The sequence below is a fragment of the Micromonospora sp. NBC_01392 genome, from assembly GCF_045040125.1.
Lineage (GTDB): Bacteria > Actinomycetota > Actinomycetes > Mycobacteriales > Micromonosporaceae > Micromonospora.
Window position 1 is genome coordinate 4,017,615 of sequence record NZ_CP109549.1, and the last position, 14,417, is coordinate 4,032,031.

General features: G+C 72.8%; 16 protein-coding genes. 7 read left to right on the plus strand and 9 right to left on the minus strand.

Annotated elements, in window-relative coordinates; translation table 11 throughout:
* Positions 1-41 precede the first annotated feature (41 nt).
* The gene (locus tag OG767_RS17455) at positions 42-710 is read left to right on the plus strand and encodes a TetR/AcrR family transcriptional regulator (RefSeq protein ID WP_405089521.1); all 669 of its coding nucleotides are present in this window, start codon (positions 42-44) and stop codon (positions 708-710) included.
* A gap of 15 nt (positions 711-725) precedes the next feature.
* Here the strand turns inward: OG767_RS17455 and OG767_RS17460 are convergent, their stop codons facing one another.
* Entirely contained in the window at positions 726-1,181 is a 456-nt protein-coding gene (locus OG767_RS17460) for a hypothetical protein (protein ID WP_405089522.1), read from the minus strand.
* Complete coding sequence (locus tag OG767_RS17465) at positions 1,181-1,657, minus strand: hypothetical protein (RefSeq protein WP_405089523.1); 477 nt, start codon at positions 1,655-1,657, stop codon at positions 1,181-1,183. Before OG767_RS17465 ends, OG767_RS17460 begins: the two co-directional genes overlap by 1 nt.
* Positions 1,658-1,701: 44 nt before the next feature.
* Between OG767_RS17465 and OG767_RS17470 the strand changes: the two genes are divergently transcribed.
* Positions 1,702-2,697 carry a helix-turn-helix transcriptional regulator gene (locus OG767_RS17470; RefSeq protein WP_405089524.1) on the plus strand — a complete coding sequence of 332 codons (996 nt, stop codon included), beginning with the start codon at positions 1,702-1,704 and terminating at the stop codon, positions 2,695-2,697.
* Positions 2,698-2,858: 161 nt separating this feature from the next.
* Here OG767_RS17470 and OG767_RS17475 read toward each other — a convergent pair whose 3' ends face one another.
* The 5 genes from OG767_RS17475 to OG767_RS17495 are packed head-to-tail and all read right to left on the minus strand — an operon-like array spanning position 2,859 to position 8,801.
* Positions 2,859-3,869, minus strand: a complete 1,011-nt coding sequence (locus tag OG767_RS17475) for an ABC transporter ATP-binding protein (protein WP_405089525.1) — start codon at positions 3,867-3,869, stop codon at positions 2,859-2,861.
* Positions 3,866-4,912, minus strand: coding sequence for an ABC transporter ATP-binding protein (locus OG767_RS17480; RefSeq protein WP_405089526.1), 1,047 nt, complete (start codon positions 4,910-4,912; stop codon positions 3,866-3,868). Before OG767_RS17480 ends, OG767_RS17475 begins: the two co-directional genes overlap by 4 nt.
* A 15-nt stretch (positions 4,913-4,927) precedes the next feature.
* A complete protein-coding gene (locus OG767_RS17485) occupies positions 4,928-5,917 on the minus strand; it encodes an ABC transporter permease (RefSeq protein WP_405089527.1) in 990 nt (329 codons plus the stop codon).
* A 58-nt stretch (positions 5,918-5,975) separates the two neighbouring features.
* On the minus strand, positions 5,976-7,721 hold the full coding sequence (locus OG767_RS17490) for an ABC transporter substrate-binding protein (RefSeq protein ID WP_405089528.1): 1,746 nt from the start codon (positions 7,719-7,721) through the stop codon (positions 5,976-5,978).
* A gap of 60 nt (positions 7,722-7,781) precedes the next feature.
* On the minus strand, positions 7,782-8,801 hold the full coding sequence (locus OG767_RS17495; RefSeq protein ID WP_405089529.1) for an ABC transporter permease: 1,020 nt from the start codon (positions 8,799-8,801) through the stop codon (positions 7,782-7,784).
* Positions 8,802-9,197: 396 nt separating this feature from the next.
* Here OG767_RS17495 and OG767_RS17500 point away from each other — a divergent pair, with 396 nt between their 5' ends.
* The 3 genes from OG767_RS17500 to OG767_RS17510 all read left to right on the plus strand — a co-directional run bounded on the left by OG767_RS17500 (position 9,198) and on the right by OG767_RS17510 (position 10,735).
* Positions 9,198-10,076 (plus strand): pentapeptide repeat-containing protein, encoded by an 879-nt coding sequence (locus tag OG767_RS17500; RefSeq protein WP_405089530.1) that lies wholly within the window; start codon positions 9,198-9,200, stop codon positions 10,074-10,076.
* Between the two features lie 125 nt (positions 10,077-10,201).
* Positions 10,202-10,438, plus strand: coding sequence for a preprotein translocase YidC (locus tag OG767_RS17505; protein ID WP_281941412.1), 237 nt, complete (start codon positions 10,202-10,204; stop codon positions 10,436-10,438).
* Positions 10,439-10,474: 36 nt separating this feature from the next.
* Positions 10,475-10,735 (plus strand): hypothetical protein, encoded by a 261-nt coding sequence (locus OG767_RS17510; protein WP_405089531.1) that lies wholly within the window; start codon positions 10,475-10,477, stop codon positions 10,733-10,735.
* On the opposite strand, the gene rnhA is transcribed toward OG767_RS17510, so the two are convergent.
* Positions 10,654-11,220 carry a ribonuclease HI gene (rnhA, locus tag OG767_RS17515; RefSeq protein ID WP_405089532.1) on the minus strand — a complete coding sequence of 189 codons (567 nt, stop codon included), beginning with the start codon at positions 11,218-11,220 and terminating at the stop codon, positions 10,654-10,656. The two genes, OG767_RS17510 and rnhA, sit on opposite strands and share 82 nt — an antisense overlap.
* Before the next feature lie 104 nt (positions 11,221-11,324).
* Between rnhA and OG767_RS17520 the strand changes: the two genes are divergently transcribed.
* Entirely contained in the window at positions 11,325-12,095 is a 771-nt protein-coding gene (locus OG767_RS17520) for a tyrosine-protein phosphatase (RefSeq protein ID WP_405089533.1), read from the plus strand.
* 2 nt (positions 12,096-12,097) lie between these two features.
* Positions 12,098-13,225, plus strand: a complete 1,128-nt coding sequence (locus OG767_RS17525) for a serine hydrolase domain-containing protein (protein WP_405089534.1) — start codon at positions 12,098-12,100, stop codon at positions 13,223-13,225.
* Here the strand turns inward: OG767_RS17525 and OG767_RS17530 are convergent.
* Positions 13,163-14,386 carry a lycopene cyclase family protein gene (locus OG767_RS17530; protein WP_405089535.1) on the minus strand — a complete coding sequence of 408 codons (1,224 nt, stop codon included), beginning with the start codon at positions 14,384-14,386 and terminating at the stop codon, positions 13,163-13,165. The genes OG767_RS17525 and OG767_RS17530 overlap by 63 nt on opposite strands.
* Between the last annotated feature and the right edge of the window lie 31 nt (positions 14,387-14,417).

The following is a 14,417-nucleotide window of genomic DNA, read 5'->3' on the forward strand; positions in this document are numbered from 1 at the left end:
TCCGATCGACAGGGTGTTGACCGGGTGTAGCATCGGCCGACATGACCACCGCCCGGACGCCGACCGGCACCACGCCGAACCGTGGGCGGCGGGCCGGCCGCTCCACCGGCGACGACCGGGAGGTGGCGATCCTGGCCACCGCCGAGCGGCTGCTACGGGAGCGCGCGTTCGGCGACATCTCCATCGACGACCTGGCGCGGGGCGCCGGCATCTCCCGGCCCACGTTCTACTTCTACTTCCCGTCCAAGGACGCGGTGCTGCTCACCCTGCTCGACCGGGTCACCGAGGAGGCCGACGCCGCCGCCGGCGACGTGCTGGACCGGCTCGCCGAGAATCCGCGCGCCCGGTGGCGGGAGCTGATCGCCCGGTTCCACGCCACCTTCGGTGGCCACCGCGACGTGGTGCTCGCCTGCGCCCAGGTGCGCGGCACCAACGCCGAGGTCCGGCGGCTCTGGGCCGAGGTGCTGGAACGCTGGGTCCGCGCGGTGCAGGCCGCGATCGAGATGGAACGCGCGCGCGGCGCGGCCCCGGACGGGCTGCCCGCCCGGGACCTGGCCATCGCGTTGAACTCGATGAACGAGCGGGTCTGGTACGCGACGTTCGCCGGCGACGGCCCGGCGGTGGCCGAGCGGGACGTGGTCGACGTGCTGCTCGACGTCTGGCTGACCGCGATCTACCGCACCACCGCGCCCCCGGTCGGGCCGCCCTGAGCCGCGGTACGCGCACTAGCCTCGCCGGGCGAACTCCATGATCCAGTTGGTTTCCCAGGTGCGTTCGCCGTCGGTGGAGAACGCCTGCTCCCAGCGGCAGGAGGCGGGGGTGATCGCCGACCAGATGAACCGGCAGCGCACCGGCCGTCCCTCGTCGGAGTCGTCGGCGTGGAACGTGCCGACGCCGTCGGTGAACCGACCCACCACCGGCGGCAGCTCCAGCACCCCGCGGCGGCTGTTCATCCAGTAGATCGACCAGAGGCCGGTCGCCGGGTCGAGGAGCCGCACGGTGGAGCCGGAGAAGCCCCGGCTCGGGCAGCGCATCTCGTCGAAACTGCCGGCGCCGTCGAAGAACGACCGCGCCTCGCTGACGCCGGCGAACTCGTCCCAGTCGTCGCTGCCCACGTGACGCTCGCGCAGCCGCCGGTTGGCCACGTCCCAGGCGCCGACGAGGAAGTCGAAGTCGCCCATCAGTGTCCCACCGGCCCCTCGGCGCGGGTGTCGGCCAGGTAGCCGGCCAGGTCGGGTTCGTCCGGCGCGAGCAGGTGCCGGACCCAGGCGGCGCGCTCGTGCTCCAGCACGCCCAGCTCCCAGACGCAGCCGACGCCGGGACGCGTCAGGTCGACGAAGTGTGCCGGGTCGTCGTCCGGACAGGCCAGCGCCGGTTGCCCGGCGATCGCGATGTGGCACTCGACGACGTTGTCGAAGAACCAGCTGTACGCCAGCAGGTACGCCCCGGTGTCCGCGCCCCGGTGCAGCACGGTCCAGCTCACCGGCGGCGTGGTGCCGTCCAGGCCGGGCAGCAGCGCCGGCAGGTACGCGTACGCGGCGGTGACCACCTCCGGTTCGAGACGGCGTTCGGGCTGGTCGATGTGATAGCGCTTGACGTGCCGGCCGGCGACCTCGACGGTCCCCGGCACGGTCAGCTCCTTGTCGTGGAAGGCCATGCGCGGACGGTAGGGCCACTTCCCTGACAGCTAGTGTCACCGGAATGCGGGCCAGTCGACTCCTGTCCATCCTGTTGCTGCTCCAGGCGCACGGCCGGCTCACCGCCGCCGACCTGGCCACCCGGCTCGACGTGTCGGCGCGCACCGTCTACCGGGACGTCGAGGCGCTGCACGCGGCCGGCATCCCGCTGTACGGCGAGGCCGGGCACGCCGGCGGCTACCGGCTCGTCGACGGCTGGCGGACCCGGCTGACCGGGCTCACCGCCGAGGAGGCCGACCGGCTGCTCTTCGCCGGGCTTCCCGGGCCGGCCGCCGAGCTGGGCTACCAGTCGGTCGCGGCGGCCGTGCAGCTCAAGCTGCGGGCCGCGCTTCCCGCCCCGCTGGCCGACCGGGCCGCCCGACTGGAGCAACGGTTCCACCTGGACACCCCGGGCTGGTACTCCGACGGGGACCCGTCGCCGCACCTGGCCGCCGTGGCCGAGGCGGTGTGGCGGGAACACCGGATCCGGGTCCGCTACCGGAGTTGGCGCGAGGAGGTCACCCGGGTGCTGGAGCCGTACGGCCTGGTGCTCAAGGGTGGCCGCTGGTATGTGGTCGCGGCCCGCCCGGATCGTGCCGGGCCGGCCACCTACCGGATCAACCAGATCCTCGACCTCGACCCGCTGGACGAGCCGTTCGAGCGGCCGGAGTTCGACCTGCCGGAATGGTGGCGGGCGCACGTGGTCGCGTTCCGGGCCGGGCTGCACCGGGACGAGGCCCACATCCGGCTCTCCCCGCGCGGGCGGGAGCGGTTGCACGAGATCGGCAGCGACGTGGTGGTCGGCGCCGTCGAGGCGAGCGCCGGCCCGCCCGACGCGGCGGGCTGGGTGCGGGCCGTGATTCCCATCGAGTCGCTCACCCACGCGCACGGTGACCTGCTGCGGCTCGGCGCCGACGTGGAGGTTCTCTCCCCCGCCGACCTGCGCGCCCGCCTGGCCGGGACCGCCGCCGCGCTGGCCGCCCTCTACTCCCCGGCCGCCCCCGCTCCGGCCGCCCGTTGACCAAGGAGTTCGCGTCCGGGGTCGAGACCGACCTCGACCCGAACTCCTTGATCGACCTTGGTCCCCGAAGCAGGGTGGACTTGCCGATCTCGGGCGGGCCGTTCAGACGGACGAGCCGCGTCACCCCCGTCCCGGCTGCCTCTGCGCGTCATCGTTGCAGGTCAGGTGCCCTCGTCGGTCGAGACGGTGATCGGGCCGCTCTCCGGGTGGTGGCAGGCGGTGAGTTGGGTGCCGCCGTCGCGGGTGGTCAGTGCGGGTGTCTCGGTGGCGCAGCGGTCGGTGGCTTTCCAGCAGCGGGTGCGGAAGCGGCAGCCCGATGGTGGGTTGAGGGGGGTGGGGACGTCGCCGGTGAGGCGGATGCGGCCGGCGGGGCCGAGGGTGGTGACGTCCGGGATGGCCGACAGCAACGCCCGGGTGTAGGGGTGCTGCGGTCGGGTGTAGATGGCGTTCCGGTCACCGATCTCGACGATTCTGCCGAGGTACATGACCGCGACGCGGTGGCAGAAGTGACGGATCACGGCGAGGTCGTGGGCGATGAACACGAACGCCAGGTCCAGGTCGCGTTGCAGGCCGCGTAGCAGGTTGATGACCTGCGCCTGGATGGAGACGTCGAGGGCGGAGACCGGCTCGTCGGCGACGATCAGCTTCGGTTTCAGCGCGAGGGCGCGGGCGATGCCGACGCGTTGACGTTGCCCGCCGGAGAACTCGTGCGGATACCTGTTGTAGTGCTCCGGGTTGAGCCCGACCAGCTCCAGCAACTCCTGCACCCGCCGCTTGACCCCGCCGGGTGGGGTGATGTTGTTGACCTGCAACGGCATCGCCACGATCCGCCCGACCGTGTGCCGCGGGTTCAACGACGCGTACGGGTCCTGGAAGATGATCTGCAAATCCTGCCGCAGGTCACGCAGATCCCGACGCCCCGCGTGGGTGATGTCCCGACCGGCGAACGTGATGCTGCCGGCGGTGGGCTCCAACAACCGCACCAACATCCGCCCGGTCGTGGTCTTCCCACACCCCGACTCCCCCACCAGACCGAGCGTCTCGCCCGGCCGCACGTCGAAGTCCAGGCCGTCGACCGCCCGCACCGCCCCCCTGCCACGCAGCCCGTCCCGCACCGGGAAATGCTTGGTCAGCCCCCGCACCGACAACAGCGGCTCGGTCTCGACGCTCATCGGGCCACCCCCACCCGGACGATCTCGTCGCGGTAGATCCGCTCCCGGTCCCCCGCCGACAGATGACAGGCGACCAGATGCCCCGACTCACCGGCGTCCCGCAACCCGGGCACCTCAAGGCGGGACCGGTCGTCGGCCCACCGGCACCGCGGATGGAACGCACACCCCGACGGCAGATTGATCAACGACGGCGGATTACCCGGGATCGGCACCAGGTCCGCGTCCGCGTCGCCGTGCAACGACGGCACACTCGACAACAACCCCCAGGTGTACGGATGCTGCGGCGTCCGCAACACCCGCGCCACGCTGCCGTGCTCCACGGCCCGCCCCCCGTACATCACCAGGACGTCATCAGCCACCTGCGACACCACACCCAGATCGTGGCTGATCAACACGATCGCCGATCGGAACTCCGCCTGGAGATCCGCGAGAAGATCCAGGATCTGCGCCTGCACCGTCACGTCCAATGCCGTCGTCGGCTCGTCGGCGATCAGCAGGTCGGGGTCGTTGACCAGCGCCATCGCGATCATCGCGCGTTGCCGCATCCCACCGGAGAACTCGTGCGGAAACTGCGCGAACCGCTTTGCCGGCTGCGGAATGCCGACCCGGTCCAACACGTCCACGGCCCGACTGCGGGCCTCCCGCCTCCCGGCCCTCGGGTGATGCACCCGGTACGCCTCCGCGATCTGCTTGCCCACCGAGTAGTACGGATGCAGCGCCGACAGCGGATCCTGGAAGATCATCGCCATGTCCCGACCCCGCAGCCGCCGCACCTCCTCATCGGGCAGGCCGACAAGCTGACGCCCGCCCACCGAGATCTCCCCGGAGATGACGGTCCGCCTCGCGTTGTGCAGACCCAGGATCGCCAGCGAGGTCACGCTCTTGCCGGAACCGGACTCCCCCACGATCCCGAGCGTGCGACCCCGCTCCACGGTGAACGACACCCCGTCCACGGCCTTGACCACACCGTCCTCGGTGTCGAACCGCACCCGCAGATCCGTGACGCGCAGGTACGGGTCCTGCGGCATCCGATGCTCGACCATGTCGACTCCTCCCGCTCAGCTCAACCGGACGCGCGGATCGATCACCGCGTACAGCACGTCGACGACGATGTTGGCGACCACGATGAACACGGCCGCCAGCAGCACGGTCGCCATCACCACCGGCAGGTTGAGGAACTGCACCGCCTCCACGGTGGCCTTGCCGAGGCCCTGGAGGCCGAAGATGGTCTCGGTGATGAAGGTGCCACCGAGGCTGGTGCCGATGTCCAGCCCGGCGATGGTGACGATCGGGGTGATCGCCGCGCGTAGCGCGTGCCGGGTGTGCACCTGCCGCGCCGACAGTCCCTTCGCCCGGGCGGTACGGACGAAGTCCTCCGACAGCGTCTCCAGCATCTGCGCGCGGGACAGGCGCGCGTAGAGCGCCGAGTTGAGGAAACCCAACGTCATCCAGGGCAGGATCAGTCCGGCCGCCCAGCGGACCGGGTTCTCGGTCAGCGGGGTGTAGCTGGGGAACGGCAGCAGCCCGGTGGAGTAGACGAGCAGGTAGAGCAGGATCAGGCCGAAGAAGTAGACCTGCATGGACGCCCCGGCGAGGGTGATGCCGATGGCGGCCCGGTCGAACGCGGTGCCGCGCCGCAGCGCCGACACCATGCCCAGCGAGATGCCGAGGGCCAGCCAGAGCACGGCGCCGCCGAGGACGATGCTGAACGTCACCGGGGCACGCTGGACGACGATCTCGGTGACCGGCTGGTTGTTGCGGAACGAGAAGCCCAGGCAGGGCGCCGGGCAGTCCTGCCGGAAGTCGCCCTCGCCGTAGCTGCGGCCGGCGAAGACGCCGTGGACGAAGTCGGCGTACTGGCGGGGCAGCGGCCGGTCGGTGCCGAGCCGCTGTTCGACCTGGGCGATGTCCGCGGCGGTGCAGTTCTTGCCGCACATCACCTTCGCCGGGCTGCTCGGCACCGCGAAGAACAGACCGAACGTGACCAGGCTGACGACGACCAGGGTCAGGACGGCGACGAGCAGTCGCCGGAGCACGAAACGGAGCACGGGAAACACCTCCCCCGGGTGGGGCGGGGGCGGCCGGCGTGGCCGCCCCCGCCGACGGTCACTGCTTCACGTGGATCCCGTTGAGCGAGATGATGCCGAACGCGTCGCTGAGGAAGGCGTTGCCGACCTTGGAGCCGTGCAGTTCGTAGGTGGCGTCGTAGTAGCAGGGCACGACCGGGGCGTACTCCTGCATGATGGTGCGGTCGAGGGCCATCCAGCCGGCGTCCTGCTCGGCGGCGGGCCGGCTGCGGACCCGGTCGATCTCCGCGCCGACCGACGGCTCGTTCAGGTACGACAGGTTCTGGTTGCCCTCGGCCACGATCTCCCGGCCGTCGTAGACCGGCGGGATGATCGTCGAGCCGGAGGGAAAGTCCGAGCCCCAGCCGCTGAGGTAGATGTCGTACGGGTTGTTCCGGCGGCCGACCTCGTCGTAGTAGCTGCTGTTGTCGATCGGCTTCATCACGATGTCGAAGCCCATGTCGGTGAGGTTCTTGCGCAACGCCTCGGCCTGCTGGGTGCGCAGCTCCAGGTTGGAGTGGGCGAGCACCAGCTTGGGACGCTTGCCGGCCAACAGCTCGGTGACCTTCGCCCGGTCGCCGGTGACCGGCGCGTTGAACAGGTCGTACTTCTGGAAGCCGGCGGTGGTCGGCGACATCAGGGTGGTGGCCGGGGAGCCGGCGGCCTGCCCGCCGAGCACCTTGAGCAGCGCGTCCTTGTCCACGGCGTAGTTGAGCGCCCGCCGGACGGCCAGGTCGGTGACCCGCTGGGTGTTGATGCTGAGCACCCAGGTGTACTGGGTGGGGCCCTTGACCACCCGGTCGGCGACGCCGGAGCCGGTGGTGCGGGGCAGCACGGACGGCGGCACGTCGGCCCAGCTCAGCGCCGTCTGGTCGGCGGGTCCGTCGGCGACCAGCCGTTCGGAGATCTGGGCCTGCTCCAGCCCGAACGTCACCCGGATCGCGTCCGGGTACGCGTTGCGGATCGGGTCGGTCGCCGCGTCCCAGTGCGGGTTGCGTTCCAGCTCCAGCGCCACGTCCCGCTGGTAGGACTTCACCCGGTACGGGCCGGAGGAGAACGGCCGCAGGTCGTAGTTGGCCCGGGTGTCCTTGGCGGCCGGCACCGGCGCGCTGGTGGGCAGCGCGGCGGCGTACGGCAGGTCGCAGTGCGGCTGCGGGAACGTGAACCGGATCGTCCTGTCGTCGGGGGTCTCGACGCCGTCGGGCATCGGCCGGCCCCCGTCGTACGGTCCCTGGTAGCTCGCGTTGTAGGTGCCGCCCGGGTAGAGCCACTGCTGGATGTAGTGCGGGCCCTCGTTGAGCGCCGGCGCGAACGACCGGGCGATGCCGTGGGCGACGTCCTTGCTGGTCACCGCCGAGCCGTCCTCGTACTTGACGCCGTCGCGGAGGGTGAACTCCCAGACCTTGCAGTCGTCGTTGACGTCCTTGCCGGGGTTGGTCGCCAGGTCGCCGACGAGCAGCAGCTTGCCGCTGCCGTCCTCCTTGTAGCCGTTGAGCGCCCGGTAGAGCTGCCCGCCGGTCACCTGCTGCGTGTTGACGTAGTTGCGGGCCGGGTCGAGGTGTTCGAAGTCGGCCGGCTGCATGACGGTCAGCGTGCCGCCCCGGGCGGCGCCGTCGACGGGTTTCGCCGGGCCCTGGTTGTCGGCGGCCCGGTAGGAGATCGAGCCGCTCTGGGTCTTGGCCTGCTGGTCCGCGCCGTCACCGCCGTCGGTGGTGGGGCTGCAACCGGCGGCGACCAGCGCCGCCGCGGCGAGGACACCGGTCAGTGTCCGGGTTCGGGTACGCACGGAGTGCTCCCTTCCTGCCCGGCGGCCCCCGCCGGCCGGGCATGTGGTGGCCGGGTGGGACTACCGGGTGGAGCGGGGATCCAGCGAGTCGCGCAGCGCGTCACCGAGCAGGTTGAACGCCAGGACCAGCAGGAAGATCGTCAACCCGGGGAACAGGGTGTACCAGGGGTCGCTCGCGACGTAGCCGATGCTGTTGAAGATCATGCGGCCGAGGTCGGGCGTGGGTTCGGTGACGCCGATGTTGACGAAGGCCAGCGCCGCCTCGATGGCGATGAACTGGGGCACCATCAGCGAGACGGTGACCAGGATCGGCGCCCAGATGTTCGGCAGGAGCTGCCGCAGCAGGACGTGCCCGGTGCCGGCGCCGGCGGCGCGGGCCGCCTCGACGAACTCCCGCTCCCGCAGCGAGATCACCTGCCCGCGGACCAGCCGCGCGGTGTACGTCCAGCTGAACAGCCCGAAGGTGGCGACGATCAGGGCCACCCGGAACGCCGGCGACGGGGACTCCCGGTCGGAGTAGAAGCGGTCCTGGAGGATCGGGATCACCGCGAGCGCGAAGATGAGGAACGGGAACGCCAACGTGAGGTCGACCAGCCAGTTGACGACACTGTCCAACCAGCCCCGGGCCCAGCCGGCCAGCACCCCGACCGCGACTCCGATGACCGAGGCCAGCAGCGCCGAGGCGAACGCGATGAACAGCGACGTACGCAGCCCGTACACCAACTGCAGCGCGATGTCGCGGCCACTGCCGGGTTCCAACCCGAGCCAATGGTCGGCGTTGATCCCGCCGGCATAGCCGATCGGCATTCCGAAATCGTTGAGCCGGTCGACGAACTTGTCCGTGGGATCGATTCCGGTGAGGTGGCCCAGCAGCGGCGCGCCGAGCGCGACCACGGCGGCGACGGCCAGCGTCACGGCGCTGGCCCGGGCCGTGCGGTCCCGCTTCAGCCGCAGCCAGGCGAGCTGGTTGGGCGACCGGCCGACGATCTCCGGGCGACCGGCGACGGTTCCGGCCACCGGTTCCGGAGCGGCCGGGTCGACGGGTGTGGCCACCGACGGCGGATGGGAAAGGTCGCTCATGAGGATCCTCCCGGTGGGCGGAAAACGTCCCTGCCACCTGACGGTAAAGCGTCTGGGAACGGGGAAAAGAATCGTTACGGTAACGGCCGTTCCGGTTGTCGGACATCGACAACGATCCGGCGTACGGAATGCATCGGCGCAATAACGGCGCTATCCGGTTGTCAACCGTTCAGCCATTCGTGCCGCTGATTCTGCAATGCGTTGCCACGGATCACGGCCACGGTTGTCACCCGTTCAGCCATTCCGCGCCCCGGCCGGCGCCGGTCATGACCGTGGCGGTGCCCGCCGTCCGGTTCGCCACCCCCACGGTCGTGATCACGAGGGGGTCGGTCCGGGCGGATGGGGGTGGGCGGACAATGGGCGCGGGCGGAGCGGGGGATTCGGGGAGGCGTGGCGATGACCGGAGGGTCGGACGCGGGTGTGGGCCGGGAGCTGCGGGCGGACTGCGCGCGCTGCGCCGGGGTCTGCTGCGTCGCGCCGGCGTTCGCCGCCTCGGCCGACTTCGCCGTCGACAAACCGGCCGGGCAGCCCTGCCCGAACCTGCGCGTCGACTCCCGCTGCGGCATCCACTCCGAGCTGCGCGAACGCGGGTTCCCCGGGTGCACCGTGTTCGACTGTTTCGGCGCCGGCCAGCACCTCACCCAGGGCACGTTCGCCGGCCGCGACTGGCGGACCGATCCGGCCACCGCGCGGCGGATGTTCGACACGTTCGCCGTGTTGCGGCCGTTGCACGAGCTGCTGTGGTACCTGACCGAGGCGGTGCGGATCACCCCACCCGGCCCGCTGCGCGACGACCTGGTCGCGACGCTCGACGAGACGGGCCGGCTCACCGACGGCACGCCCGACGACCTGCTCGCCGTCGACGTCGACGCCCACCGGGGCCGGGTCAACCGGCTGCTGTCGAGCGCCGGCGAGCGGGCCCGGGCCGGCCGCGCCGGCCCCGACCGGCGGGGCGCGACGCTGATCGGCGTCGACCTGCGCCGCGCCGAACTGGCCGGGGCGAACCTGCGCGGCGCCACGCTGATCGGCGCGGACCTGCGCGGCGTACGGCTCGGCGCCGCCGACCTGACCGGCGCCGACCTGCGCGGGGCGGATCTGCGCGGCACCGACCTGAGCGGGTGCCTGTTCGTGCACCAGTCCCAACTCGACGCCGCCCGCGGCGACCACCGCACGCTCCTGCCCGCCGGCCTGCACCGCCCCACCCACTGGTCCCCCACCCCGCTCCCCATCCCCACCCACCGATCCCGCCGCCGCACCCCCCGCCGCTCCCGGTGATCAAGGAGTTCGTGTCACCGGGCGCACGACGCCGACGCGAACTCCTTGATCACCGGGGTGGGGGTTTTGGTGGGGGTGGGGCGGGTAGGCGGCGGCACGGGTCGACGCGAGCGGGGGGCGGAGCGATGGGATATCGGGCACGCGACGGCGAGGAACCCGTCGACCCGGCGCACGCCGAGGACGCCGCCGGCCAGGCCCGCCTGGTGCAGGTGGCGGCGGACACGGACGTGCCGGCCCCCGCCCCGGACACGCCGGCGCCGGACGAGGTGACCGAGGACGACGGGTCCGGGATGGCCGGCGGAGCGTCCGGCAGCAGCTCGGGCGGCTCGTCGATGCCGACCCACCCCGACGCGGCCCGCTGAACGTTTGCCGTCACCGCGGGCGGGCAGGAGTGCGACATGACCAGTGACGAGTCCTTCGGCCGCGCCGTCGGCGACGAACCCGACGGCGCCACCGCCTACGAGGCGTCCCTACGCCCGCCGGGCGAATCCCTGCACACCACCAACGACACCGGCGACGACTTCGCCGACCTGCCCGCCGAGGACCGCCGCTCGGCGCAGGACACGAGCCGCGCCGGCTACGACGTCGACGCGGTCTCCGGCACCGGCGACCCGGCCGACGAGCCGGAAGAGATCGAGGAGGGCCGGCCGCTGCGCTGAGCCGCGCGCGGGGCGGCCGGTGCGCCGGCCGCCCGCGTCTCGGTCATCCCCCGGTTGGCCAGCGCGTCGGCGCGTTCGTTCTCCGGGTGCCCGTTGTGGCCCTTCACCCACAGCCAGGTGACGTCGTGGCGCGCGCAGGCGGCCTCCAGCCGCTGCCACAGGTCGGCGTTCTTCACCGGCTGTTTCGCGGCGGTGCGCCACCCGTTGCGCTTCCACCCGTCCACCCAGCCGGTGATGCCGTTACGCACGTAGGTGCTGTCGGTGTGCAGCCGCACCGTGACCGGCCGGGTCAGGCTCTCCAACGCCCGGATCGCGGCGGTCAGCTCCATCCGGTTGTTGGTCGTCGGCGTGGCCTCGCCGCCGCACAGCTCCCGCTCGTGCCCGCCCCAGCGCAGCAGCGCGCCCCAGCCGCCCGGCCCGGGGTTGCCGCTGCACGCGCCGTCGGTCCAGATCTCCACGACCCGGCCGCTCTCCGCCTCCACCATGCCGGCAACCTACCCGGTACGCCGCCCGACCCGACCGCCCGACCCGCGCGCCCGGGGCCCGGCGGGACCACCCGCGGCGGGTCGCCCGACTAGCGTGCGGAGCCATGACCGCACCCCTGGAGTTCAGCACCCTGTGCAACTTCCGAGACCTCGGCGGCTGGCGTACCGACGACGGTCGCACCGTGGCCCGCGGCCGGCTCTACCGCTCCGACTCCCTGGCCAAACTCGCCGGCGACGACCTGGCCCGGTTCGCGGCGCTCGGCGTCCGCACCGTGATCGACCTGCGCTACCCGTGGGAGATCGCCGATCGCGGCCGGGCACCGGAGAGCCTCGGCGTCACCTGGCACAACCTGAGCATCGAGCACCGCACCTACGTCCAGGCCGACATCGACCCCGACGTGGACCCGTGGCGCTACCTGGCCGACCGGTACGCCGAGGTGGCCGAGGACGGCGTGGTCGAGCTGCGCCGGGCGGTGGAGGTGATCGCGCACGACGCGCACCCGCTGGTGTTCCACTGCGCGTCCGGCAAGGACCGCACCGGGCTGCTGGCCGCGCTGGTGCTCGCCCTGCTCGGCGTGGACACCGACCAGATCGCGGCGGACTTCGCGCGCACCGAACACGCCACCGGGCGGCTGGTCGCCGAGTGGCGCGACCGCCACGGCGCGACGCCACGCTGGCCCGCGTACGGGCGGGCGCCCGAGGCGCTCATCCGGCTGGTGCTGGCCGAGCTGACCGCGGCGCACGGCTCGGTCCACGGCTACGTCACCGGGCGGCTCGGGGTGGGTGAGGAGACCATCGCCGCGCTGCGCGCCCGGCTGCTCACCGACGACGAAAAACCGCACGACGGCGACGCGACGCTCTGGCAGGCTCGCTGATCGTGGACAATCGCTGGGACGGCCTGCGGGCCGAGGTGCGCACCGCGCTCGACGACCTCGTGACCTCCGGGCGGGAGGCCGGCGTGCAGGTGGCCGCGTACCTCGACGGCGCGCCGATCGTCGAGGAGCAGGCCGGGCTCGCCGACACCGCCACCGGCCGGCCGATGACCGCCGACACGCCGGTGCACGCGGTCTCCACCGGCAAGGGCCTCACCGCCACCGTGGTGCACGTGCTGGCCGAACAGGGCCGGCTCGACGAGGACCTGCCCCTGGCCCGGGTGTGGCCGGAGTTCGCCCGGCACGGCAAGGACGGCATCACGCTGCGCCACGTGCTCACCCACACCGCCGGCCTGCCCGCGCTGCCCGCCGACGTCACCCCCGCCGACTTCACCGACTGGTCCCGGATGTGCGACCTGCTCGCCGACGCGACACCACTGTGGGCCCCCGGCGAGCGGCTGGCGTACCACGCGTGGACGTGGGGCTGGCTGCTCGGCGAGGTGGTCCGCCGGGTCACCGGCAGACCGGTCTCCCAGGTGCTCGCCGAGGAGGTGGCCGGGCCGCTCGGCGTGACCCGGGAACTGTTCCTCGGCGTACCCGACGCGGAGCTGACCCGGCTGGCCCGGCTGGAGGACGCCGGCCTGTCCGCGCTGATGACCTGGGCCGGCGCGAACCTGCCGCACTTCGACGCGGTGGCCCCACCCGCGGTCCGCCCCGACACCACGACCGGCAGCGACCCCGACGTGCTGCGCGCCGACGTGCCCTCGGTCGGCACCATGAGCGCCCGCGCGGTCGCCCGGATGTACGCGGCGCTGCTCGGCCCCGTCGACGGCGTCCGACTGATCTCCGCCGAGCGGCTGCGCGCGGTGTCCGCACCGGCCGTCCGCGCCCAGGAGTGGGTGTTCGGGCAGGAGAGCACGTTCGGGCTCGGCTACGCGGTCGACGACGACGGCTCGTTCGGCACCGCCGGCAGCGGCGGCAGCCTCGCGTTCGCGTACCCGGAACTGGGCTTGACCGTGGCGGCGGTCCGCAACCGGCTCGGCGCCGGCGACGGCGACCCGATGGAACGGCTACGAGCGCTGGTGCGCGACCGGGTCACCGAGACCCTGAGCGGGGCGCAGACGGGCGCGTAACCGCCCGGCGGCGTCGCCGAGCACCGCGCCGGTCATCGGCAGCAGCGGGCTGGACCGCATCACCGCCAGATCCTCGGCCGGCGTGGTCACGCCGTCGAGGAACCGCAGCACCCGCTCCGCCGGGTTGCGGTCGAACAGCCGGTCGAAGAACTCCACCCCGGCCACGTGCCCCCGGTCCAGCGCGCGCAACGCCACCGCATCCATCCACCGGTGCCGACCCGGGTACGCAGGCAGAGGCACCGGCGGCCGGCCCGCCGCCACCGCCCGGGCCACCTGGTCGGCCTGGCGCAGCATCGCGGAGAACGTGAACCCGGTGGACGGGCGCGTCGCCCCGCCGGCGGTGCCCAACCGCACCACCCGGCGGCTCGGCCGGACCACGAACGGACCGTCCGTCATCGGGATCACCCCGTTCTCCACCTCCCGCACCCGCAACGCGCCCAGATCCAGCCCCAGCAGCCCCGCGTAGCCGCGCAACGCCGCGTCGTAGCCGGCGTCGTCGAGCACCGCCGGCCCGAACTCGGTGTACTCGACAAGCGCGAACCGCTCGTCGACCGGCAACACGTACCCGAACGACACCCCGCGGGCCGGCTGCGGCGTGCGGAAGTCCATCAGCACCGCCCGACCCGGGTCGAACGTCGGCCGCTCCGCCGCCAACCACCAGCCCCGGAAGTGCTGCAACCAGCTCGTCCGCCCCGGCCGCGACGGCGGGCGCGGCCGGGAGTCCAACACCCAACCGGCGCGCACCAACGCCCGCCCCGACGGGTCGCACACGGTGACCCGCTCCCCGTCGTCACGCAGCTCCCCCGCCGGCCCGGCGATCCGGACCGCGTCCAGCCGCCGCTCCGCCTCGGCAGCCCGGTCGTAGACCGGGGCGGAGCGGACCATGGCGTACCGCAGCGGTGCCAGCGGCAGGACGCGGCGGCCCGCCGCGGTGACCACCTCCACCCGCGACCAGCTCGCGCTCAACAGCGGCTCCAGGTCACCGCCCGGCGTGCCCCAGAACGCCCAGGTGCGGTCCTGGCCCCGCTTGCGGACCGGGTCGACCACCGCGACCCGCACGCCGGTCACCCCGTGCCGGTCCAGGGCGGCCAGGACCAGCGACGCGGCACCGCCGCCGCCGACCAGCGCGAGGTCGACGTCGACCGGGGAGGATGCGGGCATCCGCCCACGCTGTCACACCGGCGGGCAGCGC

Excerpts from the sequence above, each read along its gene's own strand:
- OG767_RS17465 (WP_405089523.1), bottom strand. The coding sequence starts at position 1,657 with ATGGCCTTCCACGACAAGGAGCTGACCGTGCCGGGGACCGTCGAGGTC.
- OG767_RS17480 (WP_405089526.1), bottom strand. The coding sequence starts at position 4,912 with ATGGTCGAGCATCGGATGCCGCAGGACCCGTACCTGCGCGTCACGGAT.
- OG767_RS17460 (WP_405089522.1), bottom strand. The coding sequence starts at position 1,181 with ATGGGCGACTTCGACTTCCTCGTCGGCGCCTGGGACGTGGCCAACCGG.
- OG767_RS17500 (WP_405089530.1), top strand. The coding sequence starts at position 9,198 with ATGACCGGAGGGTCGGACGCGGGTGTGGGCCGGGAGCTGCGGGCGGAC.
- OG767_RS17505 (WP_281941412.1), top strand. The coding sequence starts at position 10,202 with ATGGGATATCGGGCACGCGACGGCGAGGAACCCGTCGACCCGGCGCAC.
- OG767_RS17510 (WP_405089531.1), top strand. The coding sequence starts at position 10,475 with ATGACCAGTGACGAGTCCTTCGGCCGCGCCGTCGGCGACGAACCCGAC.
- OG767_RS17495 (WP_405089529.1), bottom strand. The coding sequence starts at position 8,801 with ATGAGCGACCTTTCCCATCCGCCGTCGGTGGCCACACCCGTCGACCCG.
- OG767_RS17520 (WP_405089533.1), top strand. The coding sequence starts at position 11,325 with ATGACCGCACCCCTGGAGTTCAGCACCCTGTGCAACTTCCGAGACCTC.
- rnhA (WP_405089532.1), bottom strand. The coding sequence starts at position 11,220 with ATGGTGGAGGCGGAGAGCGGCCGGGTCGTGGAGATCTGGACCGACGGC.
- OG767_RS17470 (WP_405089524.1), top strand. The coding sequence starts at position 1,702 with ATGCGGGCCAGTCGACTCCTGTCCATCCTGTTGCTGCTCCAGGCGCAC.
- OG767_RS17475 (WP_405089525.1), bottom strand. The coding sequence starts at position 3,869 with ATGAGCGTCGAGACCGAGCCGCTGTTGTCGGTGCGGGGGCTGACCAAG.
- OG767_RS17455 (WP_405089521.1), top strand. The coding sequence starts at position 42 with ATGACCACCGCCCGGACGCCGACCGGCACCACGCCGAACCGTGGGCGG.
- OG767_RS17530 (WP_405089535.1), bottom strand. The coding sequence starts at position 14,386 with ATGCCCGCATCCTCCCCGGTCGACGTCGACCTCGCGCTGGTCGGCGGC.